The following is a 1,843-nucleotide window of genomic DNA, read 5'->3' as shown; positions in this document are numbered from 1 at the left end:
CTCAAGGGTATCTCCAAGCTGGAAGCCAACGACGCCGCCATGGCCGCCGATCTGGACGCCAACTGGGAAGTGCTGGCCGAGCCGATCCAGACCGTAATGCGCCGCTACGGTATCGAGAAGCCCTACGAGAAGCTCAAAGAGCTGACCCGTGGTCGCCGCGTGGATGCCGAAGGGATGCGTACCTTTATCGACACCCTCGAACTGCCGGAAGCAGTGAAGGTGGAGCTGAAGAAGCTGACCCCGGCCAACTACATCGGTGACGCCCAGCGTCTGGTTGATCTGCTGAAATAAGCCAACCGGTACTGACGAAGGGGCCCTGTGCACGATACGCCACAGGGCCCCTGTTATTTTCCCTGCCACGGCAGGATCCCGAGTGGCTTTTCCCAAGCCCGACTTGGGCAAAACCTCTTTGCGAGACACGAGAAACAGCATGTACCAACTCAATCTGGATATCGCTCACTTCCTTGAGCACTACTGGCAGAAGCGCCCACTCCTTATCAAGGGTGGCTTCACCGACTTTCAGGACCCCATCAGCCCGGACGAGCTGGCGGGTCTGGCCATGGAAGAGGTAGTGGAGTCCCGTCTGGTGACCCGCTTCGACAACAAGTGGGAAGCGGCCCACGGCCCCTTCGAATCCTACGACCATCTGGGGGAAGAGAACTGGACAGTGCTGGTGCAGGCTTGCAACCACTGGGCCCCCGAGGTACACGAGCTGGCACTGCCGTTCCAGTTCATCCCGGGCTGGCGTTTTGACGATGTGATGGTGAGCTTCTCCACCCCCCACGCGGGGGTCGGCCCCCACATCGACAACTACGATGTGTTCATCACCCAGGGTCTGGGCAAGCGTCACTGGCGGGTTGGCGATGCCAAGCCGCTCAACGAATTTGCTGCCCACGCCGCCCTGCTGCACTGCGAACCGTTCGAGGCGCTCATCGACGTCATCATGGAGCCGGGCGATATCCTCTACATTCCACCCGGATTCCCCCACGAGGGCTACGCCATCGAGCCCTCCATGAACTTCTCGGTCGGCTTCCGTGCGCCGGATGCCAAGGCACTTATCTCCTCCTTTGCCGATCACCTGATCGACAACGAGGTGCGCACCGAGCGTTATAGCGATGCCGATCTCAAGCCCCGTGCCCGCCACGGCGAGATCCAGCCCTTTGAGCTGCACCGTCTGCGCGAGCTGATGCAACAGGCCCTCGATGACGAGACCCTGTTCAAGGCGTGGTTCGGCGCCATGATCTCCGAAGCCAAGCACGATCTGGACGTCAATCCGGTCGAGCCGGACTACAGCGCCGAGGAAGTGGCCGACCTGCTGACTCAGGGCGAGCCCGCCATCAAGGTGCCGGGTCTGCGTAGCGTCTGGTTCAGCGGTGAGAGCCAGCAGTGCTATATCGACGGCGAGGCCTGGACCCTGCCAAGCGACGATGCGGCCGCCATTTCCCTGCTGTGTGACAAGGACATCATCACCCAGGCAGACATGGTAGAACTCGCCGATCAGGCCGGTTTCCTGCAACTGCTGACCCGTCTGATCAACCGCGGTTACTGGTTCTTCAGCTGAAGTAACTGGCTGACAGCAACGACAAAGGCGCCTTGATGGCGCCTTTTTTATTGCAGGAAGTCGATTTCCCTACCCTTATTTGCAGCATGGACCCGTGTCATGGTGACCACTCATGGCCCAGCGATGGATAAGGGCGTTACATCGGTTACCTCGGAATAAATGCATTCTTGTAGAAGAAATAGAATCCATTATCCGGCACCTGAAACTCAACCCCATTGTGCAATGATAATGAGGCTGTAGTGGTCTAATCATCCCGGACACCATTTTAGGTGGTACAGTCGC

General features: G+C 59.0%; 1 protein-coding gene and 1 pseudogene. Both read left to right on the top strand.

Translation table 11 applies throughout. The features are described from left to right. Nucleotides 1-291, top strand: a pseudogene (locus AAC083_RS08180) (adenylosuccinate lyase); the annotation flags it as partial. A 139-nt stretch (nucleotides 292-430) separates the two neighbouring features. Beyond that, nucleotides 431-1,561 (top strand): ribosomal protein uL16 3-hydroxylase, encoded by a 1,131-nt coding sequence (locus AAC083_RS08175; protein WP_108536292.1) that lies wholly within the window; start codon nucleotides 431-433, stop codon nucleotides 1,559-1,561. The last annotated feature ends 282 nt before the right edge of the window (nucleotides 1,562-1,843 follow it).

The sequence above is a fragment of the Aeromonas sp. HMWF014 genome, from assembly GCF_963878295.1.
In the GTDB taxonomy this organism is placed as follows: Bacteria; Pseudomonadota; Gammaproteobacteria; order Enterobacterales; family Aeromonadaceae; genus Aeromonas; species Aeromonas popoffii.
The sequence above is the reverse complement of the archived record's forward strand: the minus strand, read 5'-3'. Positions and strand labels throughout refer to the sequence as shown.

Coding starts and splice junctions, on each gene's coding strand:
- AAC083_RS08175 (WP_108536292.1), top strand. CDS start 431: ATGTACCAACTCAATCTGGATATCGCTCACTTCCTTGAGCACTACTGG.